This window comes from Methylocystis bryophila (assembly GCF_027925445.1).
Lineage (GTDB): Bacteria > Pseudomonadota > Alphaproteobacteria > Rhizobiales > Beijerinckiaceae > Methylocystis > Methylocystis bryophila.
In genome coordinates, this window is record NZ_AP027149.1 from 3,403,316 (window position 1) to 3,425,166 (window position 21,851).

Sequence of the window (21,851 nt, forward strand, 5' to 3'; positions counted from 1 at the left end):
GTCGGTCGAGCCTCAGTCCGCCGGACCCGCCACCTCATCTAGTCGCGCCTCGGCGAAGTCCATCCCTGATGGTCTTCAAAGCGACGCTTCATGCGGAAACAATTCCCGCAGCCCCTTCTCGCTCGCCGCGCAAACACCGCGTTCCGTGACGAGCGCCGTCACATAGCGAGCCGGCGTCACGTCGAAGCCGAAATTCTTCGCAGGCGAACTCTGAGGCGTGACGCGCACCCGCGCCACCTCGCCTGCATCCGTCAAGCCCTGCATGAAGGAAACCTCGTCGCCGCTGCGCTCCTCGATTGGGATTTCCGCGACGCCGTCAGAGAGCCGCCAATCGAGGGTCGAGCCGGGTAGAGCGACATAAAAGGGCACGTCGTTGGCGTGCGCCGCGAGCGCCTTGAGATAGGTGCCGATCTTGTTGCAGACATCGCCCTGCCGCGTCGTCCTGTCGCTACCGACGATGCAGAGATCGACCTCGCCGTGCTGCATCAGATGGCCGCCGGCGTTGTCGACGATCACCGTATGCGCGATCCTCTCGGCTCCGAGCTCGAAGGCCGTGAGGCTCGCGCCCTGATTGCGCGGGCGCGTCTCGTCGACCCAGACATGGAGATCGATCCCCGCGCGCGCCGCCTTGTAGATCGGCGCGATCGCCGTGCCCCAATCGACGGTTGCGAGCCAGCCGGCGTTGCAATGCGTCAGTATGTTGACGCGACCGCCCTTGCGCCGCGCGGCCTCCTCGATCAGCTTGAACCCGTTCTCCCCAATCGCCTCGCAGCAGGCGGCGTCCTCGTCGGCGAGACGGCCCGCCTCCGCGAAAGCCTCGGCCGCACGCTCCCCAATCGGGGCGCTGAGGAGCTTCGCGAGCACGCGGTCCAGCGCCCATTTCAGATTGATCGCAGTCGGCCGCGTGGCGAGGAGCGCCGCATGCGCGCTGCGCAACGCCGCCTCGCTCGCGTCCTGCCTTGCCGCGAGCGCGAGTCCATAGGCGCCCGTCACGCCGATCAGCGGCGCGCCACGCACGACCATGTCGCTGATCGCGCGCGCAGCCGCCTCGACGGAAGCCAGCCCGCGGGTCTCGAAGCGAAACGGCAGTTTCGTCTGATCGATGACGTGAACCGTGGCGCCATCCTCGTCGAGCCAGATTGTCCGGTAATGCCGCCCCTCGATTTCCATGCGCCCGCTCTCCTTGATCCAGTCTTTCGTTAGCATGACGAAGCCCGCCAACGAACCTTGCTTGCCGCTCGCCCTTGCTCGAGGACCAGCCCGCGCTAGAATCCCCTCGCAAGGCCTATAATCGAGACAGAACCATGCGCGAATATCTGAAGTTCTACATCGACGGTCATTGGGTCGAGCCGGCGGAGCTCAGGACGCTCGAGGTCATCAATCCGGCGACGGAGGCCGTCTGCGGGCATATCGCGCTCGGCTCGGCGACGGATGTGGACCGCGCCGTCGCGGCGGCTGGCGAAGCCTTCAAAAGCTTCTCACGGACGAGCCGCAGGGAGCGTCTCGAGCTACTACAGCGGATTGTCGTTGAGCTCGAGAAACGCCATGAGGACATGGCCAGGGCCATCACCGAGGAGATGGGCGCGCCCGTCTGGCTCGCGCAGCGCGCGCAGGCCCGCATGGGCGCGGCGCATTTCAGCACGGCGATCGAGGTGCTGAAGCGTTACGAATTCGAGGAGCGCCGCGGCGCGACGATCATCGTCAAGGAGCCGATCGGGGTGTGCGGCTTCATCACGCCCTGGAACTGGCCGCTCAATCAGATGGCCTGCAAGATCGCGCCCGCGCTCGCGACCGGCTGCGCCATGGTGCTGAAGCCCTCCGAGATCGCGCCTTTTTCGGGCATAGTCCTCGCCGAGGCGCTGGAAGCGGCGGGGACGCCGCCGGGCGTCTTCAATCTCGTCAACGGCGACGGCCCGACGGTCGGGGCGGCGATCAGCTCGCATCCTGGCGTCAGCATGGTGTCCTTCACGGGCTCGACTCGCGCCGGCGTCGAGGTGGCCAAGAACGCCGCCCCCACCGTCAAGCGCATCTGCCAGGAACTCGGCGGCAAGAGCCCGAACATCCTCCTCGAGGACGCCGACATGAAAGCCGCCGTGACGGCGGGCGTCAACGCGGTCATGCTGAACTCCGGTCAGTCCTGCAATGCGCCGACGCGGATGCTCGCGCCGCGCAAAAGAATGGAAGAGGTCATCGGTTTTGCAAGAAGCGCGGCGGAAGCGACGACGGTCGGCGATCCCAACGGAAATGCGCAGATGGGCCCGGTCGTCTCCGAGGCGCAATGGAACAAGGTGCAGGGCCTCATCCAGAAGGGACTGGAAGAAGGCGCGAGCCTCGTTGCGGGCGGTCTCGGCAAGCCCGAGGGCCTGGAGAAAGGCTACTACGTCAAGCCCACCGTCTTCGCGAATGTCACGAACGACATGACGATCGCGCGCGAGGAGATTTTCGGGCCGGTCCTGTCGATCCTTGCCTATGACAGGGTCGCCGACGCAATCGAGATCGCCAACGACACCGAATATGGCCTCTCAGCTTATGTCTCCGGCGCCGACCCGGCCCGGCTCATGGAGACCGCATCGCGCTTGCGCGCGGGCCAAGTCCAGCTGAACAGCGCGCCCATGGACCTGATGGCGCCCTTCGGCGGTTACAAAATGTCCGGCAATGGTCGCGAATGGGGCGATCACGCCTTCGCGGAATTCTTGGAGACGAAAGCGATCATCGGCGTTGCGCCGTAGGTTGAGACGCGTCAAGCTGCGCGCCTCGACGCGCTCTCAGCCGAAATTCATTGCGGCGTCACACAATAAGCCGTGAAACCGCGTTATCTCTGATATCTTGGCTCTCCGCTAATCCTTTGGCCACCCCGTCTCGATCCTGCTTGGAGCGATTTTGACTCATTTTCCGCTTCGCATCGAGACGAGAGATCGGCATGCGCAGGCCCACGACGCTGCGAAGTTGCGATTTAATGTAATCGGGCGGCGCATCCGTCACCGCCCACGGCTCAGGCCGCGAGGATTCATGTAACGTGGTCAAGCGCGTCACCACGTCGAGCAGTCGCTCTTCCTCAGTAAAAAACTCGATTGTTCCATAGGCATGCACGGCGACATAGTTCCAGGTGGGGACGACTTTCCCCGTTTCCTGCTTCGTTGGATACCATGAGGGCGTTATGTAGGCGTCGGGTCCCATGAAGATGACCAAGGCCTCGCCCATTACGGGCGCCTGCCATTGCGTATTCGCCTTGGCGATATGTCCGTAGAGCGCGCCGAGTGCGCCCTCCGCCTCGTCATAGAACAGAGGCAAGGGCGTGGCGATCAGACCGCTAGCCGTGACGGTCACGAGATTGGCAAGCCGAGCGGCCCGTATGGTTTCCCGGATCGCGGCTCCGTCGGTCTCGCGAAATTCAGGGCTGATGTACATGCTTTTTTCGCCTCTCGCGTCCGTTCATTTCCAACAACGCAGCCCTTTCGTTAGCCACCCCAGCAGCTTCGGCGAACAAGCGGCTCGACCCTCACGAACGTGGAATCGTTCGAGCGATAAGGAATCGCGCCAAATGAAAAGTTTGGAGCCTGTCCTGACCGGAAAACCGCTTCGCGCTTTTCCGGGACATGCTCTAGTCCCCGTCGAGAAAAGCGGCGATGGCGGGATCGGCGCGGAGCCGCGCGAGGTCGGCCTCGCTCGGCAATTGCGGCTTGTCGCGCTCTCTGTTCACGAGGCAGAGGAACCCCAAGGTTTCGCCGGCGTTTGCGCGGAATTGATGCCAGGTCCAGGGCGCTATCGCCACGAGATCATGCGGCGCGAGGGCAAGGATCTTATCGCCCACGAGGCATTGGCCGCGCCCGCGCAGGATCATCACCGCATGTCGATGCTGATGGCTCTCGAGCGTCGAGTGACCGGAAGCCTCGATCTCGAAGTAGCGAAGCTCGCCTTCAAGGCCTTCGCCGCCAAAAAGCGTCTGGCGCGAGATCGACTTGAAGGGCGCCGATCCCTCCTCCTTGTAGGCGAGCAGGTCGACCCCGGACCATCGAAATCCCGATTCGGCCTTGCGCAACACGTCTTCGCCGCCGCCGCTCATGCCGATCCTGCGCCATAGTTTTCGACGCCGCGCACGAAGGCCGCCGTCTCGCGAGCAAGCGCCTCGCGCTCGGAAAGCAGCAGATCGCCGCCGATGAGCAGCATTGTCTCCTCGCCGTAAAAGTCGAGCGTCTCCTTCACCCGCGCGAGCGTCAAGCCGCCCGCCGGAACAGGCATGGCGCGTCGCAGGCGTCCGAGCGGCTTCCGCGCGCCGTCGGCAATGCCGCGGCACGTCTCGCGGCTGTAACCGAAGCGCCCGCCGAAGGTGGCGTAGATCACCGCGTCGGCGCCGAAGAGCCGATAGAGCTTGTTGTATAAGGGCTGCGCGATGCGCGCGCCGCCGGTGAAGCTCGGATGCGCGAAGAAGGCGAAATCCGCATGCTTGCGCGTCAGCGCGACAAGATTTGAAACGCCAATGAGCGCCGGCGCAACCATGACCGCCTTGAGGCCCTCGTCGCGAGCCAGGCGAATGCGCGCGTCGATCTCTTCAAAGCTTCCCCAGAGACTCGGGACGTAATGGGTGAGTCGACCCGTGACCTTCGCGGCCTCTCGCATCGCGCGCGCGCAGGCGGGGGCGCGCTCGGCGAAGGGCGCATAGTCCTGATCCGCGAGGCCGTGATCGTCCTTAATGAAATCGGCGCCGCCGAGCGCGAACTCATGGGCGAGCTCGGCGAGCGCCGCCGGGGAGAGGCCTTGCGGCTTCAGGGCCGAGCATGTCAGCGCGCGGCGTTCGACGCCCGCCAGCGCGCGCAGCCCCTCGATCCCGTGATTCGGCCCGCCGAAGGCCGCGAGCAAGGAGGGCGGCAGCTCCGCGTCCTCGAGCGAGACGTCCTCATGCATGGAGCTGTTGCCGAGCAGCATATTGAGCAATTGCCCAGCGTCGGCGCCGACCGTGCGCGCGGACAATCCGATCGTCGCGTCGAACAGGCGCTCGCCCCGCTGTTGAATGCAGAGCACCTTGCCGACGATGTTTTTCATAATATCGGGATCGCGGACGCCCGCGAGCGGCATCTCGACGCTCTGCTCCACGGCGATCTTTTGGGCGCGATCCTCGACCACGCCCGCGTCGCAGCGCAAGCGATAGCGGGCGATGATCCTCGGCTCCTCGACCGCTTGCGCGCCATGTCCCGGCCGCACGGCCTCAGTCTCGCTGTCGGCGCGCAAGGCTATCGCCACCAGACGTAGATAAAGCCGACGGCGACCGCCAGCAGAAAGCCGATCATCAGTTGGCGGAAGAAACCGCCCCCGAACTCTTCCATTTCCTCATCCCTCAACCGCCGCCGGTCCGAGCTTCCGCACTTATAGCAAGATTTGCGACCGCGGGATCGGGATTCTTGAGCGGCGCGCGATCCCCCGCCTCGGCGTCCGAGCTCAGCGCGCCGCGCCCTCTTCCTGAGGAGGATCTGCAGGAGCCGTCTCGAAGGAGAGGGCTCGGAATGACTCCGCGCTTGGCTGCCCTTCGAGACGCCCGCTTCGCAGCCTCTCAGGGCGAGGCGAGAGTGGAAAAACGCTCACTCGATCTCTTTGCGCGCCGCTTGCGCCGGCCGCAACGATATCGCAAAAGGTCGTCGCTTTCGCGTTCCCCGACAGGGGAAGCGCCCGCGATGAGCTGGGAGAACGAGAGAGAACGAGGGAAAGAATGGCCGCCGTTCCGCTCCTCGCCATAGAGCGCGCCTCGAAGCGTTTCGGTTCGACCGTCGCGCTCGACGACGTGTCCGTCGACGTGGCGCCGGGCGAGTTCTTCGCGCTTCTCGGCCCATCGGGCTGCGGCAAGACAACCCTGATGCGCCTCATCGCCGGCTTTGAGAGGCCCGATTCCGGGCGGCTCACGCTCGAGGGCCGCGATCTGGCGGGGCTGCCGCCTCACCAGCGGCCGATCAACATGATGTTTCAGTCCTACGCGCTCTTTCCGCATCTCGACGTCTTCGAGAACATCGCCTTCGGTTTGCGACGCAAGGGTCTCGCGCAAGACGATGTGAAGAAACGAGTGCAGGAGCTTCTCGACGTCGTCCAGCTGGGGGGCTTCAACGCGCGCCGAATCCACCAGCTTTCCGGCGGCCAGAAGCAGCGCGTGGCGCTCGCCCGGGCGCTGGCGCCGGGGCCGAAGCTCTTGCTGCTCGACGAGCCGCTCGGCGCCCTCGACCGAAAATTGCGAGAAGAGACCCAGCTCCAGCTCAAGCAGATTCAGCGCAAGCTCAATACAGCCTTCGTTATCGTCACGCATGATCAGGACGAAGCGCTGGCGCTCGCCGATCGCATCGCCGTGATGCGCGCAGGCAAGATCGAGCAGATCGGCGCGCCGCCGGACGTGTACCGACGACCGCAAAACCGTTTCGTCGCGGACTTCATCGGCGCGACGAATCTGATCGAGGGCCATGTGTCGCGCGCGGACGGAGTCTGGTTCGTCGCTCCTTTCGGGAAGATCGCGCGGGCCGTCTGCACGCTCGACGACGGCGCCAGGGCCGCGCTGTCCTTGCGTCCGCAGGACATTCGTCTCGCGCGGGACGGCGCGGGGCTACCGGGACGCGTCGCGCAGGCGAGCTTTCGCGGCGAGACCACGCTGCTGTGGGTCGAGCTCGACACGGGGGGGACGCTCCGCGTCTCCTGCCCTCCTGACGCGGGCCTCGCGCAGGGCGACAGCGTGCGCGTGACGATCCCGCCCGAGGCCGGCGCGCTCCTCGCGGAGCCAAGGCCGTGAGCGCGCGGCTGAGCCGTGGGCGCCGGGCCGTCCTGGCCCTGCCCTATCTTTGGCTCTTGATCTTCTTCATCGCGCCGATGGCGCTCGTCGCAAAGATTTCCTTCTCGCATCCCGCGGAAGCGCGCCCCCCCTATGAGCCGGTCTTCTCGCTCTCCGACGGCTTCTCCGGCGCGATCGAGAAGCTGCGCTCCCTCAATCTCGACGCCTATCGCGCCTTCGCTGAGGACAATCTCTACCGCGACTCTCTTGTCACCTCGCTCGTCATCGCGGCGACCTCGACGCTGATCACGCTGTGCATCGCCTATCCCTTCGCGCTGGCCATGACGCGCGCGCCGGCGCGCCTGCGCCCGATACTGGTCGCCCTCGCCGTCGCGCCTTTTTGGACGAGCTTTCTTATCCGCGTATACGCTTGGATCGCGCTCTTGAAGGACGAAGGCCTCATCAACCACGTGTTGACGACTCTCGGCCTCATTCAGGAACCGCTCGGCATCTACGCGACGAATGTCGCCGTCATGATCGGCATCGTTTACAGCTATCTACCGTTCATGCTGCTGCCGCTCTATTCGACGCTCGAGCGCCTGGACCCTTCGTTGGGAGAGGCGGCGGCAGATCTCGGCGCGACGCCAGCGACGGTTTTCTTGCGCGTGACCCTGCCCTTGTCGCGGCGGGGCGTCATCGCGGGCTGCCTGCTGGTGTTCATTCCGGCCGTCGGCGAGTTCGTGATTCCCGATCTGCTCGGCGGCTCCGACACGCTGATGATCGGCCGCACGATCTGGAACGACTTCTTCGCCAACAGGGACTGGCCGACGGCAAGCGCCGCGGCGATGCTCCTGCTCCTGCTTCTGCTCGGCCCTCTGCTCCTCACCGAGCGGCTGCGGTTGCGCGACGAAAGAGAGAACTCATGAGCGCGCCCGCTCGCCTTGCCGGCCGTGCGGCGCTCGCGTTTGGCTTCCTCTTCCTCTACGGGCCGATACTGGTGCTGGCCGCGATGAGCTTCAACGCCTCTCGGCTCGTGACGGTCTGGGGCGGTTTCTCGACGAAATGGTATTTTTCGCTGCTCGAGAACGACGCGCTGCTCGACGCGGCAAGGATCAGCCTGGAGGCCGCCGCGATCTCGGCGACGCTCGCGACGAGTCTCGGACTTTGCGCCGCGGTGGCGCTGACGCGCTTCGGCGCGTTCAGATCCCGCTCACTCTTCTATGGCGCCGCGCATGCGCCACTCGTGCTGCCCGAGGTGGTGCTCGGGCTCGCTTTTCTCAGCGCTTTCGTGTCCTTCGGCTTCAACCGCGGATTTCTCACGCTGGTGATCGCGCACGCGACCTTCACGATGTCCTTCACCACCGTGGCGCTCACTTCAGCGTTGCGCGACCTCGACCCCTCTCAAGAAGAGGCCGCGATGGACCTCGGCGCGACGCCGCCGCGAGCCTTCGTCTTGGTGGTGCTTCCGGCCATCGCCCCGGCGCTCGCCAGCGCTTATCTCATGGCGTTCACTTTGTCGTTCGACGATCTCGTCATCGCGAGCTTCGCCACGGGACCCGGCGCGACGACGCTGCCCATGCGCATCTATTCGCAGGTGCGGCTCGGCGTGACGCCCGAGGTCAACGCGGTCTCCACCCTGCTGCTGGCCTTCGTCTTTTTCGTGCTCGCCGTCGCTGCGCTGTTGCGCCGGCGTCGGCCCGCTTGAAGCGGGCGCATTACGATTCACTAACCGATTCATTTATTTGCAGAACGAGTCGCGCAAAAGTTTCTCCTGGACAATTTGCCGATGTCGGATTCTCATGGAGATGATTCGGGGGAAAGTCGCTGCGTTCCCTCTCGCCGCAAATTGATGGAGACATTCCATGGCGCGGGCCTCCGCCGCCAACGCGACGACTCGCGCCGAAGCGATCTGGAGCGCCGATCGCCAGGGCTGCAACGCCGGCGGCCCCGACCCGGGCGAAGAAAAGTGGTTGAGGCGCCTTGCGCTCCTCGCTGGCGTCATCTGCATCCTCGCCATATTCGAAATGGTCGGCGCGCTTTCGAGCGACGCGCATGATCGCCTGCTTCTCGACGCAGCCGCCGATCTTGACCTCTTTTCCAAGGCGATCTGGCGCGACCTTTCCGAGATCATCGTGCAAAACCGCGAAAGCGCCGCGATCGACGAGCCGCTTTTGGCGATCGCGCCGCTTCACGCGAGCCGCGGACGCAGCATTGTCGTCACCGACGGGAAAGACCACATCGCCGCGACCTGGCCGCAGTCGAAGCTCGCCGGCTCCACGCTCGTTTCAATGTTCGGCAAGCAGTCTCAGACGGACCTTGAACGATCGGGGCCTGTCCGCATCGTTATGAGCGACGGCACGCCGGCTCTCGCCATTATTCGTAAGCTTCCGGCCCCGTTTGGCAGCCTCGCCGCGATCCAGCCGCAAAGCTCCGTGCTGATCGACTGGCGCGCGGCCTCCTCTCGTCACAAGCTTCTGCTGGCCGCGACCGTGGCCGTTCTCATCGTCATCGTCGTCGCCGCCTTCAGGCAAGCGAGACGCCGACAGGCCGCGGAACAGACGAACCGTCGCATCAAGAGCCGGCTGGCGACGGCGCTCTCGCGCGGCCGCTGCGGCCTGTGGGACTGGGACATCGAACAGGGACGCCTCTACTGGTCCGACTCGATGCACGAGATGCTCGGGCGGGAAATCGAGCGCGGCTCCCTCACGATCGGCGAACTCGCGGAATTGATCCATCCCGACGACAGCGATCTTTTGAAGGTTGCGTCAACGGTAGCCTCGGGGCGGACCACAGCCGCCGATCGGGAGTTTCGCATCCGTCACACGAGCGGCGCTTGGATCTGGATGCGCGCGCGCGCGGAGGTCATCGTCGATCCCGAAACGAAGCGCATGCATCTTGTCGGCATCGCGGTCGATGTCTCGGAGCAAAAAGCGCTCGCGCAAGCGACCGAAGCCGCGGATCGGCGTCTGCGCGACGCGATCGACGCCGCCTCCCAGGCCTTCGTTCTGTGGGATGCGCACAAGCGGCTGGTCGCCTGCAACGCCAATTTTCTTGAGTTCCACGGCCTCAAAAGCGAAGACGCGTCTCCCGGCGCCGCCTATGACGCGGTGATGGGCCGCGCGAGCGGTCCGACGCTGCGCAACGAGGCGACGCCCAGCGCGTCGCTGGGGGCCTTGGCCTGCGCCTATGAGGCTCGCCTCGCCGATGGCCGCTGGCTGCAGATCAACGAAAGGCGAACGAAGGACGGCGGCTTTGTATCGGTTGGCACTGACATCACACAGCTCAAGCACAACGAAGAAAATCTTCTGATATCCGAGCGTCGCCTGCAAGCGACCGTGGTCGAGCTGACTCGCTCGCGGCAGGCTTTGGAGATGCAAAAACAGGAGCTCGCGGCGCTCGCCGAGCAATATCACTTTCAAAAATCCGAAGCCGAGGCCGCCAATCTCGCCAAGAGCGAGTTTCTCGCCAACATGAGTCACGAGCTGCGCACGCCGCTCAATGCGATCGTCGGCTTCTCGGAGCTGATGCTACAGCAGCCTTTCGGCGAGCTGGGCTCGAGCAAATATCTCGAATATTGTCGCGACATTCACAAGAGCGGCGGGCAACTCGAAGCGATGGTCGCGGACATATTGGAAATGTCCCGGCTCGAGCGAAACGAGCCGCAGCTCTCGGTCAACTCCGTCGACCTATCGAAGGTGGTTGACGACGCCGCGACGGCATGGCGTCAGAGGGCTTTGGAGAAGGGCGTCACCTTCTTCTGCGAGATCGAGGACGCGCTGCTGTGCGCGGGCGATCACGCCGCCATCGTGAAGATCCTGGGCGTGCTCCTTTCCAACAGTCTCAAATTCACGGCGCCCGGCGGCGATGTGCGGCTGCGTGCGCGCAAACGCTTCGGGACGATCTGGATCTGCGTCGCCGACAACGGCCAAGGCGTCGAGCGCGAGGCGCTTGCCAAGATCGGAACGCCGTTCCTGCAGTCCCGTGCGGTCATAGAAAATGGCATGAAAGGCTCGGGCCTGGGACTCGCGATCGCGCATGCCCTCGTCGAGCTGCTGGGCGGCGGTCTGCGGCTGCGCTCGCGCGTCGGCGTCGGCACGCTCGCGCTCTTCCGCCTGCCGGCCGATCCCACGGCGTCGCGCGACGACGCTTGGCGCGCCCAGCGCCCGCTGGCCTCGGTCGCGGCGGCCAGGCAGCCTCAGCCCTTGGGCGCCGCGCCGCGCCTCGCTCACGCCCGATCGGAAGGCGTCTCGGGAAGCGGCGCACGCAGCCACGGCGTCGAGAAGATCACGCGCAAGCCCGGCGCATTGTCCTCCAAGCGTAAATTGCCTTGATGCAGGCGGGCGATCGCGAGCGCCAGCGCCAACCCTAAGCCCGATCCCGGCAAAGATCGCGATGATTCGAGGCGCCCGAAGCGTTCGAGCGCTTTTTCGCGATCCTCCGGCAGGACGCCGGGTCCATGATCGGCGACGGCGATCTCGATGAGGGGGCCGGCGCGCCGGACCGTCACCCTGACTTCCCGCGCGTCGCCGCCAACCCCGTATTTCAACGCGTTGTCGACAAGATTGCCGAGCGCCTGAGCGAGGAGCTCGCGATTGCCCCGGGCAATCAGTCCTTTCTGCGCCTCGCTTTCGAGCCGCGCGCCGAGCTCCTCCGCCAATGGCTCATAGAGCTCGGCGATCTCGCCCGCGATCTCGCCAACATCCACCTCGCTCATCCCGTCGCCGACATGGCCGGCTTCCGCCCGGGCGATCATGAGCAGCGCGTTGAAGGTGCGGATGAGGCCGTCCGATTCGTCGAGAACGGCTCCGAGCGCGGCGCGGTATTCGTCCGGTGATTTCTCGCCCCGCAGCGCCGCCTCCGCACGGTTCCGCAAGCGCGTCAGCGGCGTCTTGAGATCATGCGCGATATTGTCGGAAACCTCGCGCAGCCCCTGCATCAACTGGCCGATGCGCGCGAGCATCGCGTTGAGATTCTCGGCGAGACGATCGAGCTCGTCGCCAGCCTCGGAGGTCTGCAGGCGTTCGCTCAAGTCGCCCCACATGATGCGGCGCGCCGTGGCGGAGAGCTCGTCGACGCGCTCCAGCATGCGATACGCCACATAAAGGCCGCCGAGAGTGCCGACCATCGCGAGCCAGAACAGCGAAGCCCCCAGACCCTGACTGAGGATTTGGCGCAGCACGCGATGATCCTCGATATCGCGCCCGACGAGGAGACGAAAACCATCGGGCAAGATGACCAGCTTGGCGAGAGCGATATGCGCCTGGCTAGAGGCTTCGGCATGGCGACGATAAAGCGTTTCGATCAGCGTTCGCTCTTCCCCGCCGATGGCTGGCGAGGCGACAATATTGCCGCCGACGAACTCTCCAGCCGGCGTCGTCACGAGATAGATCATGCCCCCCGGCGCGCGTGCGCGACGGGCGACGGAGAGGCTGAGCTGCAGCAGGCCGCCTTCCGAGTAAATGTCTTCCAGCGTCTGGATCTCGGCGTCGATGGACCGACTGATCTGCTCGTCGAGCACGATCTCCACATTGCGTCCCACGCTGCCGAGCACCAGCACGGCGCCCACCGCAAACAGGATGAAATAGGCGGCGGAGAGCTTGAACGCCGTCGTTCGGAAAAGCTTAGCGAGCGCTTTCACGGATCATGTATCCCGCGCCGCGGACGGTATGCAGCAACGGCGTCGCTCGTCCCTTGTCGATCTTGGAGCGTAGACGCGAGATGTGGACGTCGATCACATTGGTCTGCGGATCGAAGTGATAGTCCCAGACGTTTTCGAGCAGCATGGTGCGGGTGACCACCTGGCCGGCATGCTTCATCAAATACTCGAGCAAGCGGAATTCCCGCGGCTGCAACGTCACCTCGCGGCCACCGACGGTCACATTGTGCGACAATCTATCGAGCTCGAGATCGCCGACGCGATAAACGGTCTCCTCGCCGCGCGATGCGCCCCTCCGGCGCCGCGACAAAACCTCGACCCGCGCCAAAAGCTCCGAGAAAGCGTAAGGCTTGACGAGATAATCGTCGCCGCCGGCGCGCAACCCCTTCACCCGGTCGTCAACTTGTCCGAGCGCCGACAGGATCAGGCAGGGCGTCTCAACCTTCTGCTCGCGCAGGCTCGAGATCAGCGAAAGCCCGTCGAGCTTGGGGAGCATCCGATCGACGATGAGCACGTCGTGCTGACCCTCACGCGCCTGGGCGTAGCCTTCGAGGCCGTCCGTCGCAAGATCGACGACATGCCCCTCCTCGCGGAAAGCCTTGACGAGGTAGGCCCCCGCTTCCTTGTCGTCCTCGATGATCAGCAGTCGCATGGCGACAATATAGGGGTTATGTCGTCAGAACCGAAGAGTCGAAGCTTCGATCGCCGAGACCTTCCGACCCTCGACGTCGTCTCGTGCGGGGAGCAAAATTTCCCCTTGGCGCCCCCAGAGTATGCGTCTATAAGCCTATTTTCGTGGCGCGCGGCCTTCCGGTCCCGCGCCGCGACTGTTTTGCGCGGGGCGCGCGATGCGTCCAGCCTCCTTCAAAAACGGGCTCAGGCAAGAGACGATGGCCAATCCCCTCCAATTCATCCAGGACGTGCGCTCCGAGGCCAAGAAGATCTTCTGGCCGACGCGCCGCGAAACCATGATCACCAGCTCCATGGTGATCCTGATGGTGATTCTGGCCTCTCTCTTCTTCGTCATCGTCGATTCGGCGCTGCGCTTCGGCGTGAAGCTGATGCTGACGGCCGGACATTAAAGTTCAAACTTCGGAGCGGCTTTCATCCTCATGAGCAAGCGCTGGTACATCGTCCACGCCTATTCGAACTTCGAGAAGAAGGTCGCGGATTCGATTCGCGAGCAGGCCGCCCAGCGCCATCTTACCGAGCGCTTCGACGAGATTCTGGTGCCGACCGAGCATGTCGTCGAGGTGCGGCGCGGTCGCAAGATCAACACGGAACGCAAGTTCTTCCCGGGCTATGTGCTCGTGAAATGCGATCTCACCGATCAGGTGTTCTCGCTCATCAAGAACACCCCCAAGGTCACTGGATTTCTCGGCGCCGACAACAAGCCCATGCCGATCTCCGAGGAGGAGGCGAACCGGATCAAGGGCCAGGTGGTGGAAGGAGCCGAGCGGCCGAAGTCGACGATCACCTTCGAGGTGGGCGAGACGGTGCGTGTCGCCGACGGGCCCTTCGCCTCCTTCAACGGCCTCGTCGAGGAGGTCGACTACGACCGCTCACGCCTGAAGGTCGCGGTTTCGATTTTCGGCCGCGCGACGCCGGTGGAGCTCGAATTTGGGCAGGTGGACAAGGTCTGACGACCCAACGAGGCGCAATCTCAGTTGCGCAGATGATCGTTCACGCGCGTCCTTAATTCACTCAAATCCCTGCGCCACTGCTCCAGAGCGAAGGCTACGGCAAAGATTGACCGAACCGCTTCCTCCGGCATGGGCCGCAAAAGCCCCTCTGCCCGGAGCGCGACGATCTCGTCGTGGAACGCGTCAAACGCGCTTTCCCAACCTGCCTCGGCCGGCGCTTCGCCGCGCGCGCGCAGCCGCCTGGCGTTCAGCCGCAACTGGTCTTCGATCACTTTCGCGAGCGACGCGAGCGACGCCTCCAACCGCATGGCGATCGCCTCGGGCAAAGGCGCATCGGCGGCGCGCCCCGTCATGATCAGATCATGCCGCAGGCGCAGCAGCGTTCGGCGCAGCTGCTCGAACTCGGGCTCGCTTGAAGGATCCTCAGTCAAGAGCGAGAGGCGCTCATGCCCGGCCTCCAAGCCCGCCGCTTCGAATTTTGCGTAGGCGGCGGCAATCCGTCGGTGCAGATCCGTCACCTTCTGCCGATCGAAGGGAATTGTGAAGCCCGCGAGAACCATGGGCGCCGCGTCGGCGATCGCCTCCAGCATGGCGGCCGCCGAACGCCTCGCCATGTTGCTCGCCCGCGCGGGCAGGACGACGAGCGAGACGGCCAACGCCACAGTGGCGCCAAGCGCGACCTCCTCCACGCGGTCGATTGCGGAAGCGAGCGGCGTTGCGTGCGTCAGCGTCGGCACGACAACCACGATGAGGCCCGTCGGGACGGCCGCGGCGAATTTCGGGCTGACGGCGGCGAGCAGCGCCAGCGGGGGCACGGTGGCGGCCAAGGCCGCGAGGAGGCCGGCGTCAGTCGTTTGCGGGATGAGCGCCGATATGGCCGCCGCATAAACGACGCCGCCGAGCGTGCCAACGAAATAGTCGAGCGTCGCCTTCACCGACTTCCCGACGCTCATCTGCGTCAGGAGCACGCTGGTCAGCAGCGCCCATAAGATCATTGGAAGCCCGAGCAGCCGCCCAAGCCCGAAGGTCAGCAATGTCGCGAGCGTGACGCGCAGGCAAAGATAGAATTCCATCTTGTAGCGGGCGATGAAACGCCACATGGTCCACCCACCGCAGGCGCGGCGCCCCTAATCCGCAAGGAACATCGACCACATAGGCGCAGGCGCCCGGTGCGAAGCGAAAGCCTTTGCATTTCCCCCGACAGAGCTTTAAAAGGCCAGAGCCCTCTTCACGAGGGCTTTTTTCGTTCCCTGAAAGAACGAAACCGCACGTGGCGGGCGCGCCCTTTCGCCAAGGGAGACCGCGTCGGACCACGACCTGCAACCGGCGACGCTGCGCGGGCTCCGCGTGGCGGCGCCTATCGTTGGAGAAGCAAATGGCGAAGAAAATCGCGGGCTTCATCAAGCTCCAAGTGCCGGCGGGCGCGGCCAATCCGTCGCCGCCGATCGGCCCCGCGCTCGGTCAGCGCGGGTTGAACATTATGGAATTCTGCAAGGCCTTCAACGCGAAGACCGCGCAGATGGAAAAGGGGACGCCGATCCCCGTCATCATCACCGCCTATCAGGATCGCTCCTTCACCTTCGAGATGAAGCAGCCGCCGGTCTCCTTCTTTCTGAAGAAGGCGGTGGGCCTGAAGATCGGCAAGAAGCCGGCTTCCGGCTCCAAGACGCCGGGCCGCGGCACGGTCGGCAAGATCACCATGGCGCAGATCCGCGAGATCGCGGAGAAGAAAATGCCCGACCTCAATTGCTCGACGGTCGAGTCGGCCATGACCATGATCCAGGGCTCGGCGCGGGCGATGGGCCTGCAGGTGGTGGAGTAAGACGATGGCGCATATCGGCAAACGCATCGCCAAGGCGCGCGAGGGCATCGAGCGCACCAAGCTCTATCCGCTCTCCGACGCCGTCAAGCTCGTGCGCGAGCGGGCCAAGGCCAAATTCGACGAATCGGTCGAGATCGCCATGAATCTCGGCGTCGATCCCAAGCACGCCGACCAGATGGTGCGCGGCGTCGTCAACCTCCCGAACGGGACGGGCCGCACGCTGCGTGTCGCGGTCTTCGCGCGCGGACCGAAGGCTGACGAAGCGAAGGCGGCGGGCGCGGACATCGTCGGCGCCGAGGATCTCGTCACCACCGTGCAGGGCGGCACGATTGATTTCGACCGCTGCATCGCCACGCCCGACATGATGCCGCTCGTCGGCCGTCTCGGCAAGGTGCTGGGCCCGCGCGGCCTGATGCCGAACCCGAAGGTGGGCACGGTGACAATGGACGTGACCGCCGCGGTCAAGGCCTCCAAGGGCGGCGCCGTGGAGTTCCGCGTCGAGAAGGCGGGCATCGTGCAGGGCACGATCGGCAAGGCTTCTTTCGACGACGGCAAGCTCGTCGAGAACGTGAAGGCCTTCGTCGACGCGGTCGCCAAGGCGAAGCCCGCGGGCGCGAAGGGCACCTATATCCAGCGCATCGCCATCAGCTCCACCCAGGGGCCGGGCGTGAAGGTGGACGTGGGCAGCGTCGGCGGCGTGACGGCGTAAGTCAGCGCCAAAAAAAGCAATTTGCGAAGCCGGCGGGCGACCGCCGGCTTTTTCTTTGCGGATTGGCGCAGCCTATACTCGACCCGTAAGCTGATTGGGGAACGCGCATGCGTTATTTCACTGCGATCGCCCGCCCGGTTTTCTTCGTCATGGGGCTCGCTCTGGCGCCCGCCCTCGCCTCTGGCGACGACGACAAAGCGGCGATCGCGGCGCGGCTTGCGGAATGGAGCGACGCCTTCAACACGCGCGAGGCCTCCAAATGCTGCGATCTCTTCTCGGCCGACCTGATTTCCACAATGCGCGGCCGGCCTGACGAGGGCCGCGACGCGGTGTGCCGGCGGATCGCGAGGGCGCTCGCCGATCGCAATGTCAGTCTGCGGTATACAGCGAAGATCGAGGAGATCATCCTGAGCGGCGAGCTCGCGGTCGTGCGGCTCGTTTGGACGATGACGACGCGTCGGGGCGCCAAGGTCGTCGCCTGGGAGGAGCCGGGCGTCGACGTCTTTCGCCGCGAAGGAGACGGCAAATGGAGAATTTTTCGCTTTCTCGCCTTCTCCACCGCGCGAGACTGAGGGTCAACGCCGCCGTAATCACGGCGTCATCCGCGTGCTGCTCTACTCTCCCTGCATGGTTTTGGTTTGCGTGCAGACGCCCGGAGCGGCTTCCCGGCCAGGACATGCTCTAAGCTTTTGATTGCGAGCGAATTCTGATCGCAAAAGTCTGTCAGCTTTTACGGAACCCGCTCTCGAGCGACGAAAGGGCAAGATCAATGGCCGTCAAAACCGACTTTTCCGCCGAGGAATGGAATACTGTGCTCGCGGCCCCCGTTCTCGCGGGCTTCGCGATCACCGCCGCCGACCCAAGCGGGATTTTCGGCACGCTCGCGGAAGGCTGGGCCAGCGCCAAGGAGCTCGCCGCCGCGAAAGCGGGCGCCAGCGACGAATTGATCAAATCCACCGCCGAAGACCTCTTCACCTCCGAGGGCCGCTCCAACGCGCAAAACCGAATGGCTGCGCTGCTGGAGGACGCGAAGGCCGAGGAGCTCAAGGACCGCGCGCTCGAGGAGTTGAAGCGCGTCGTGGCGCTCGTCGACGCCAAGGCGCCGAACGACGCGGCAGCCTTCAAGCATTGGCTATCGCATATTGCGCAGATCGTCGCGGAGGCGAGTTCGGAAGGCGGCTTCCTCGGCTTCGGCGGCGTGCAGGTGTCCGAAAAGGAAAAGGCGACGCTCGCCGAGATCGACGGCGTGCTGGGCGTCTAATACGACTTTCGAAGGTGCGCCTCGTGCGAGCCAGAGGCTCGCGGTCCTGGCCCGCTCGGACCGCGAGCCTCCGGCTCGCTGGAGACGGGGAATTGCCGTCTCCTACTGCGGGTTCTCGAGGCTGAAGGACTGGCTCGCCTCGTCATAGGCGAAGATCTCGCCGTAGCGGCCCCAAGTCGTCACGCTCCTGAGCGTCGTCTCGGCGTATTCCTCGCTCATATAATCCTGGAGCTCCTCGCGAAAGCGCGTCGCCGGCGCATGATGCGAAGGCCGCTCATCGAGCACGCGACGGATTCGCTGCGCGAGCGGCACGTAAGCGAGCAGGTGATCGCCGAAGAGCTTCTTGCGCTGATCGACGCCGAGCTCCGCGAAGCGCCGGCCGGCCGAAGTCAGCTTGATGTCGCCCTCGGCCAGTTCGGCGAAACGCAGAAGCTGCAAAGTTTCGGCGACCGGAAAAAGATCGTCGATCTCGAGCTGCAGGCTGTCGGCCAAGGCCGGTAGGTCGGCCTTGCCGTCGTAAGGCTCGGCCGCAACCTCCTCGATCATGCCGGCGAGGGTGTTGGTCGAGACGGTCGGCAGCGCCATGCCGAGGCCCAAACCTGGGAAGGCGCCGGACCCTGTCTTGGCCATTTCGGCGCGGCGCGTCATTAGCGCATAGATGCGATCGACGAGCTGACGGAACTCGGGATCAAGCCGATTGCGCGGATGCTGCATGGAGACGCCGATCTCGGCCGCGATGCGTCCGGGATTGGACGACAGCACGACGATGCGGTCGCACATCAACACGGCTTCCTCGATGTTATGCGTGACCATGAGAATCGATTTGATGGGCATCCGTCCTTCGACCCAAAGGTCGAGGAGATCGGTGCGCAGCGTCTCGGCGGTCAGCACGTCGAGCGCCGAGAAGGGTTCATCCATCAAGAGAAGGCTGGGGGCCACCACGAGCGCGCGCGCGAAGCCGACGCGCTGCCTCATGCCGCCCGAAATCTCCTTCGGATAGGCGTTCTCGAAGCCGTCGAGGCCGATGATGTCGATCGCCTGCAGCGCACGCTTGCGCGCCTCCTCTCGGGGCGCGCCCTTGGCCCGCAGCCCCAGTTCCACATTGGCCAGGACAGTGAGCCAAGGGAAAAGCGCGAAGCTCTGGAAGACCATGGCGACGCCGTCTACGGGACCCGCGACCTTCTCGCCGCGATAGCGCACCTCTCCGCCAGACGCACGGTTCAGCCCCGAGACGATGCGCAGCAGGGTCGACTTGCCGCAGCCCGACCGTCCCAGCAGTCCGACGATCTCGCCTTCCTTCAGCGTAAGCGAAACGTGGTCGAGGACCGTGGTGCCTTTATCTGGGCCGCGTCCGTAGTTCTGCGAGACGTCGTCGATGACGAGGAGCGGCGGGTTGGAGCTTCTTGATTGCATGGAGGCGGCCTTTACGGGTAGCGGGATTCGTCACAGCAAACGCAGCCGGCTTTCCGCAAAGACCGAGAGCCGGCGCCAGAACAGACGGTTGACCAGGATCACGACGATGCTCATCGCCGCCACGCCCAGCACGATCTTCGGATAGTCGCCGACCTCGGTCGCCTGAGCGATATAGGCGCCGACGCCCTCCGCGGAGACGCGATCGTTGCCCCATTTGACGTATTCGGCGACGATCGAGGCGTTCCACGAGCCGCCCGAGGCCGTGATCGCGCCGGTCACATAATAGGGGAAGACGGCCGGCAGGATCACGCGCTTCCACCAGTCCCAGCCCCTGACGCGAAAATTCTGCGCCGCCTCGCGCAAATCATTAGGAAAGGCGCTCGCGCCGGCGATCACGTTGAAGGCGATATACCATTGCGTGCCGAAGACGATCAGCACGGAAAGCCAGATGTTCGGGTTGAGGTGGAAGCGCAGTATGCCGATCACCGCCACCGGAAACAGAACATTCGCCGGAAAGGCGGCGAGAAATTGCGCGAGCGGCTGCACTTTTTCGGCGACGCGGGGCCGCAGACCGATCCAGACGCCGATCGGGACCCAGATGAGCGTCGTCAGCGCGATCAGCGCCGAGACGCGCAGGAAAGTGTAGAAGGTGAGCTGCGCCACGCGGAGGACTTCGGCGAAGTCGATGCTCGTGCGCAAGAACTCGATGATCAACGCCGCCGCAGCGCAAATCGCGGACCCGAGAATAAGATACCAGGCGAAGTCGAGAGCCCGCTCCGCGTACGGGTTGTTCTCGCGCGCAACGCTTCTCGTCCCGGGAAGCCGCATCTGCAGAAGCGCGATGCGCGCCAGCAACCGCGCGAGCGGAGTGGTCGCGTTCCGCAGCCAGCGTGTGCGCAGAAAAAGATCGCGCACCCAGGATTCCGCCGGCGTCTGCGAGGCCGTCAGCTCGACTCGAAACTTGTCGGCGAAGGCGACGATGGGACGAAATAGCAGCTGATCATAGGCGAGAATGATCAACGCCACGGCGACGACCGCCGCGGCCACGCAATCGATTCGGCGCTCGTCGATCGCGAGCGCAAGATAGGACCCGATCCCCGGCAAACGGATATTCACGTCCCCGACCAAAATCGCCTCCGAGGCGACGACGAAAAACCAGCCGCCCGACATCGACATCATCATGTTCCAGATGAGGCCGGGCATGGCGAAGGGCGTCTCGAGCTGCCAGAATTTCTGCCAGGGCGTGAGGCCGAAATTCGCCGCGACCTCCTCGAGATCGCGCGGCACGCCACGCAACGACTGATAGAAGGAGAAGGCCATGTTCCAGGCTTGGCTCGTGAAGATCACAAAAATCGCCGCGCATTCCGCGCCGAGCGTCGAGCCGGGAAAGAGCCTCAGAAAGAAGGTCACGGTGAAAGAGAGGAAACCCAATATCGGCACGGATTGCAGGACGTCGAGAATGGGAATCAACGCCATCTCGGCCCGACGGCTCTTCGCGGCGAGCGTCGCATAGGTGAGAGTGAACACGAGCGAGACGCAGATCGCCGCGAACATTCGCAACGTCGTGCGCAGCCCGTAATAGGGAAGATATTGATAATCGAGCGACACGCCGGTTGCCTCGGGCGCGCTCAAGGGAGTGGTCATGCCGCGCGAGCCGTAGCTCATCAAGACGAAGACGCCGAGCACCAGCAGGAAAGCCGCGACGTCCCAGAAATTCGGCAGCCTCGCGACTTGTTCTCGGGAAAGCAGGGCGTAGCGGTCCATGGTCATAAAGGGCCTGTGCGGTTCAAGACGATGGGCCGGGCGTCGCCAATGCGACGGCCGAGATAGCCAGGAGGGAGACGTCGCTCATAGGCTTGACGGCGAACGAGAAACGACGCGCGAGGCTTTACCACCTCAGCGGCTGACGTCCAACGCGATCGCTCAATCTGGCGCGCCGCCCCCAGCGGCTCGGCGATCCTTGCCCGATAGTCTTGAACCGGGGCGCCCGATCACGGAGGTTGACGTCGGATCCGCGCCCGCGCGCTCGAGCCGTTCGAGACGGGCCTCGAGGGCGCCGAGCTTCGTTGCTGTCGCGCTCGCAAGCTGCGCCTGCGCGAGGCTCGCCTCGTGCGCCGCCTCGAGCGCCTTGATGCGCTCGCCGGCTCTTGAGGTTTCGGCCGTGTGACGAAGCTGCTCGATCTGCGCGCGCAGGCTCCGCACGTCATCGCGAAGGTGGGCGAGCTCGACGAGGGCGACCCGGTCGAGCGACGCGGGTTCAGCGATTCGCCCACTCGTCGGCGGCGCAAGCCCGCCGGCCCGCAGCCCGAATTCCAGACCCAGGGCGGCGCCCATGAGAATCGCCAGAGCCAGCGCGCTCCAGAAGGATGCGGGCGAGCGCCAACCTGCGACAGAATAGCGCAGGCGCCGAAGCGCGCCGCTCTTGTCTGCAGCTTTCCTAGAGGCGAGCGGCGCTTCTTCAGCGCCAACCAACGACGGAAGCAGGGAAGAGTTTTCTTGCATGCCCGGCCGAGCTCTATTAGCGCCGCATGGGAATTCGAGGCCGACAGGGCCTGAGGGAAGGCTTCATTAATCATGGCCTCGCCGCGTTAAATCCGCGTAAAATCGA

21 protein-coding genes are annotated in these 21,851 nt (G+C 64.7%); 11 read left to right on the forward strand and 10 right to left on the reverse strand.

Features of this window, described 5'->3' with window-relative positions:
• Positions 1-75 precede the first annotated feature (75 nt).
• Positions 76-1,170, reverse strand: coding sequence for an S-methyl-5-thioribose-1-phosphate isomerase (gene mtnA / locus QMG80_RS15715; RefSeq protein ID WP_085773425.1), 1,095 nt, complete (start codon positions 1,168-1,170; stop codon positions 76-78).
• Positions 1,171-1,304: 134 nt separating this feature from the next.
• On the opposite strand from mtnA, the gene QMG80_RS15720 reads away from it, so the two are divergent.
• Positions 1,305-2,729 carry an aldehyde dehydrogenase family protein gene (locus tag QMG80_RS15720; RefSeq protein ID WP_085770042.1) on the forward strand — a complete coding sequence of 475 codons (1,425 nt, stop codon included), beginning with the start codon at positions 1,305-1,307 and terminating at the stop codon, positions 2,727-2,729.
• A 58-nt stretch (positions 2,730-2,787) separates the two neighbouring features.
• Here QMG80_RS15720 and QMG80_RS15725 read toward each other — a convergent pair whose 3' ends face one another.
• The 3 genes from QMG80_RS15725 to QMG80_RS15735 form a co-directional block, all read right to left on the reverse strand.
• The gene (locus QMG80_RS15725) at positions 2,788-3,408 is read right to left on the reverse strand and encodes an FMN-binding negative transcriptional regulator (protein WP_085770043.1); all 621 of its coding nucleotides are present in this window, start codon (positions 3,406-3,408) and stop codon (positions 2,788-2,790) included.
• A 193-nt stretch (positions 3,409-3,601) separates the two neighbouring features.
• Positions 3,602-4,063, reverse strand: coding sequence for a cupin domain-containing protein (locus tag QMG80_RS15730; RefSeq protein WP_085770044.1), 462 nt, complete (start codon positions 4,061-4,063; stop codon positions 3,602-3,604).
• Complete coding sequence (locus tag QMG80_RS15735) at positions 4,060-5,226, reverse strand: RuBisCO large subunit C-terminal-like domain-containing protein (protein WP_245300022.1); 1,167 nt, start codon at positions 5,224-5,226, stop codon at positions 4,060-4,062. Before QMG80_RS15735 ends, QMG80_RS15730 begins: the two co-directional genes overlap by 4 nt.
• 475 nt (positions 5,227-5,701) lie before the next feature.
• Between QMG80_RS15735 and QMG80_RS15740 the strand changes: the two genes are divergently transcribed.
• The 4 genes from QMG80_RS15740 (at position 5,702) to QMG80_RS15755 (ending at position 11,070) form a co-directional block, all read left to right on the forward strand.
• Entirely contained in the window at positions 5,702-6,760 is a 1,059-nt protein-coding gene (locus QMG80_RS15740) for an ABC transporter ATP-binding protein (protein WP_085770045.1), read from the forward strand.
• On the forward strand, positions 6,757-7,665 hold the full coding sequence (locus QMG80_RS15745; RefSeq protein WP_245300023.1) for an ABC transporter permease: 909 nt from the start codon (positions 6,757-6,759) through the stop codon (positions 7,663-7,665). The genes QMG80_RS15740 and QMG80_RS15745 overlap by 4 nt, the downstream gene beginning before the upstream one ends.
• Positions 7,662-8,444, forward strand: a complete 783-nt coding sequence (locus QMG80_RS15750; RefSeq protein ID WP_085770046.1) for an ABC transporter permease — start codon at positions 7,662-7,664, stop codon at positions 8,442-8,444. The genes QMG80_RS15745 and QMG80_RS15750 overlap by 4 nt, the downstream gene beginning before the upstream one ends.
• 157 nt (positions 8,445-8,601) lie before the next feature.
• Complete coding sequence (locus QMG80_RS15755; RefSeq protein WP_085770047.1) at positions 8,602-11,070, forward strand: PAS domain-containing sensor histidine kinase; 2,469 nt, start codon at positions 8,602-8,604, stop codon at positions 11,068-11,070.
• Here the strand turns inward: QMG80_RS15755 and QMG80_RS15760 are convergent.
• Positions 10,965-12,377: an ATP-binding protein gene (locus QMG80_RS15760; protein WP_085770048.1), complete on the reverse strand. Its 1,413-nt coding sequence runs from the start codon at positions 12,375-12,377 to the stop codon at positions 10,965-10,967. The genes QMG80_RS15755 and QMG80_RS15760 overlap by 106 nt on opposite strands.
• Positions 12,361-13,047 carry a response regulator transcription factor gene (locus tag QMG80_RS15765; RefSeq protein WP_085770049.1) on the reverse strand — a complete coding sequence of 229 codons (687 nt, stop codon included), beginning with the start codon at positions 13,045-13,047 and terminating at the stop codon, positions 12,361-12,363. The genes QMG80_RS15760 and QMG80_RS15765 overlap by 17 nt, the downstream gene beginning before the upstream one ends.
• Before the next feature lie 238 nt (positions 13,048-13,285).
• On the opposite strand from QMG80_RS15765, the gene secE reads away from it, so the two are divergent.
• Positions 13,286-13,477 carry a preprotein translocase subunit SecE gene (secE, locus tag QMG80_RS15770; protein ID WP_085773428.1) on the forward strand — a complete coding sequence of 64 codons (192 nt, stop codon included), beginning with the start codon at positions 13,286-13,288 and terminating at the stop codon, positions 13,475-13,477.
• A gap of 30 nt (positions 13,478-13,507) precedes the next feature.
• Complete coding sequence (nusG, locus tag QMG80_RS15775; RefSeq protein ID WP_085770050.1) at positions 13,508-14,038, forward strand: transcription termination/antitermination protein NusG; 531 nt, start codon at positions 13,508-13,510, stop codon at positions 14,036-14,038.
• Positions 14,039-14,058: 20 nt separating this feature from the next.
• Here the strand turns inward: nusG and QMG80_RS15780 are convergent, their stop codons facing one another.
• Entirely contained in the window at positions 14,059-15,138 is a 1,080-nt protein-coding gene (locus QMG80_RS15780; protein WP_085770051.1) for an FUSC family protein, read from the reverse strand.
• A 275-nt stretch (positions 15,139-15,413) separates the two neighbouring features.
• Here QMG80_RS15780 and rplK point away from each other — a divergent pair, with 275 nt between their 5' ends.
• The 4 genes from rplK to QMG80_RS15800 all read left to right on the forward strand — a co-directional run bounded on the left by rplK (position 15,414) and on the right by QMG80_RS15800 (position 17,830).
• Positions 15,414-15,860, forward strand: coding sequence for a 50S ribosomal protein L11 (gene rplK / locus QMG80_RS15785; RefSeq protein WP_085770052.1), 447 nt, complete (start codon positions 15,414-15,416; stop codon positions 15,858-15,860).
• A gap of 4 nt (positions 15,861-15,864) precedes the next feature.
• Positions 15,865-16,569 carry a 50S ribosomal protein L1 gene (gene rplA / locus QMG80_RS15790; protein WP_085770053.1) on the forward strand — a complete coding sequence of 235 codons (705 nt, stop codon included), beginning with the start codon at positions 15,865-15,867 and terminating at the stop codon, positions 16,567-16,569.
• 107 nt (positions 16,570-16,676) lie between these two features.
• Positions 16,677-17,141, forward strand: coding sequence for a YybH family protein (locus QMG80_RS15795; protein ID WP_085770054.1), 465 nt, complete (start codon positions 16,677-16,679; stop codon positions 17,139-17,141).
• A 197-nt stretch (positions 17,142-17,338) separates the two neighbouring features.
• Positions 17,339-17,830 (forward strand): hypothetical protein, encoded by a 492-nt coding sequence (locus QMG80_RS15800; protein WP_085770055.1) that lies wholly within the window; start codon positions 17,339-17,341, stop codon positions 17,828-17,830.
• Between the two features lie 102 nt (positions 17,831-17,932).
• Here the strand turns inward: QMG80_RS15800 and QMG80_RS15805 are convergent, their stop codons facing one another.
• The 3 genes from QMG80_RS15805 to QMG80_RS15815 all read right to left on the reverse strand — a co-directional run bounded on the left by QMG80_RS15805 (position 17,933) and on the right by QMG80_RS15815 (position 21,745).
• Complete coding sequence (locus QMG80_RS15805; protein WP_085770056.1) at positions 17,933-19,243, reverse strand: ABC transporter ATP-binding protein; 1,311 nt, start codon at positions 19,241-19,243, stop codon at positions 17,933-17,935.
• Between the two features lie 30 nt (positions 19,244-19,273).
• Positions 19,274-21,007 (reverse strand): ABC transporter permease, encoded by a 1,734-nt coding sequence (locus QMG80_RS15810; RefSeq protein WP_085770057.1) that lies wholly within the window; start codon positions 21,005-21,007, stop codon positions 19,274-19,276.
• Between the two features lie 159 nt (positions 21,008-21,166).
• Entirely contained in the window at positions 21,167-21,745 is a 579-nt protein-coding gene (locus QMG80_RS15815; RefSeq protein WP_085770058.1) for a hypothetical protein, read from the reverse strand.
• Positions 21,746-21,851: the final 106 nt, after the last annotated feature.

What these genes read in the sequence shown, in the direction of transcription:
- mtnA (WP_085773425.1), bottom strand. Translation starts at nt 1,170, where the DNA reads ATGGAAATCGAGGGGCGGCATTACCGGACAATCTGGCTCGACGAGGAT.
- QMG80_RS15720 (WP_085770042.1), top strand. Translation starts at nt 1,305, where the DNA reads ATGCGCGAATATCTGAAGTTCTACATCGACGGTCATTGGGTCGAGCCG.
- QMG80_RS15725 (WP_085770043.1), bottom strand. Translation starts at nt 3,408, where the DNA reads ATGTACATCAGCCCTGAATTTCGCGAGACCGACGGAGCCGCGATCCGG.
- QMG80_RS15730 (WP_085770044.1), bottom strand. Translation starts at nt 4,063, where the DNA reads ATGAGCGGCGGCGGCGAAGACGTGTTGCGCAAGGCCGAATCGGGATTT.
- QMG80_RS15740 (WP_085770045.1), top strand. Translation starts at nt 5,702, where the DNA reads ATGGCCGCCGTTCCGCTCCTCGCCATAGAGCGCGCCTCGAAGCGTTTC.
- QMG80_RS15750 (WP_085770046.1), top strand. Translation starts at nt 7,662, where the DNA reads ATGAGCGCGCCCGCTCGCCTTGCCGGCCGTGCGGCGCTCGCGTTTGGC.
- QMG80_RS15755 (WP_085770047.1), top strand. Translation starts at nt 8,602, where the DNA reads ATGGCGCGGGCCTCCGCCGCCAACGCGACGACTCGCGCCGAAGCGATC.
- QMG80_RS15765 (WP_085770049.1), bottom strand. Translation starts at nt 13,047, where the DNA reads ATGCGACTGCTGATCATCGAGGACGACAAGGAAGCGGGGGCCTACCTC.
- secE (WP_085773428.1), top strand. Translation starts at nt 13,286, where the DNA reads ATGGCCAATCCCCTCCAATTCATCCAGGACGTGCGCTCCGAGGCCAAG.
- nusG (WP_085770050.1), top strand. Translation starts at nt 13,508, where the DNA reads ATGAGCAAGCGCTGGTACATCGTCCACGCCTATTCGAACTTCGAGAAG.
- QMG80_RS15780 (WP_085770051.1), bottom strand. Translation starts at nt 15,138, where the DNA reads ATGTGGCGTTTCATCGCCCGCTACAAGATGGAATTCTATCTTTGCCTG.
- rplK (WP_085770052.1), top strand. Translation starts at nt 15,414, where the DNA reads ATGGCGAAGAAAATCGCGGGCTTCATCAAGCTCCAAGTGCCGGCGGGC.
- rplA (WP_085770053.1), top strand. Translation starts at nt 15,865, where the DNA reads ATGGCGCATATCGGCAAACGCATCGCCAAGGCGCGCGAGGGCATCGAG.
- QMG80_RS15795 (WP_085770054.1), top strand. Translation starts at nt 16,677, where the DNA reads ATGCGTTATTTCACTGCGATCGCCCGCCCGGTTTTCTTCGTCATGGGG.
- QMG80_RS15800 (WP_085770055.1), top strand. Translation starts at nt 17,339, where the DNA reads ATGGCCGTCAAAACCGACTTTTCCGCCGAGGAATGGAATACTGTGCTC.
- QMG80_RS15805 (WP_085770056.1), bottom strand. Translation starts at nt 19,243, where the DNA reads ATGCAATCAAGAAGCTCCAACCCGCCGCTCCTCGTCATCGACGACGTC.
- QMG80_RS15810 (WP_085770057.1), bottom strand. Translation starts at nt 21,007, where the DNA reads ATGGACCGCTACGCCCTGCTTTCCCGAGAACAAGTCGCGAGGCTGCCG.
- QMG80_RS15815 (WP_085770058.1), bottom strand. Translation starts at nt 21,745, where the DNA reads ATGCAAGAAAACTCTTCCCTGCTTCCGTCGTTGGTTGGCGCTGAAGAA.